The organism is Rhodoplanes roseus, assembly GCF_003258865.1.
Taxonomy (GTDB): Bacteria; Pseudomonadota; Alphaproteobacteria; order Rhizobiales; family Xanthobacteraceae; genus Rhodoplanes; species Rhodoplanes roseus.
In genome coordinates, this window is sequence record NZ_NPEX01000755.1 from 1 (window position 1) to 284 (window position 284).

The following is a 284-nucleotide window of genomic DNA, read 5'->3' on the forward strand; positions in this document are numbered from 1 at the left end:
CTTTGCGCCGCGGCGCTTGTGTTTCCGCTGGCCGCACAGGCGCAGAACATGATGCCCGTCAATCAATCGGAATGGAGCGAATCCTTTGATACGGGGCCCCGGACGGCTGCGCCGGTGACTTCTACCGTCCCGATTCTGTCGCCCTACACGGTTCCTGCCATGGATCAGGCCATCGAATGGTATCAGGGCCTGGTCGATGCCGGTGGCTGGAATTCCGTGCCCTCCGAGCCGACGCTCAAAATCGGCATGCGCCATCCCAATGTCGTAGCCCTGCGTCAGCGTCT

General features: G+C 62.0%; 1 pseudogene. It reads left to right on the forward strand.

Features of this window, described 5'->3' with window-relative positions:
• Positions 1-284: pseudogene (locus CH341_RS34860) on the forward strand (L,D-transpeptidase family protein); the annotation flags it as partial.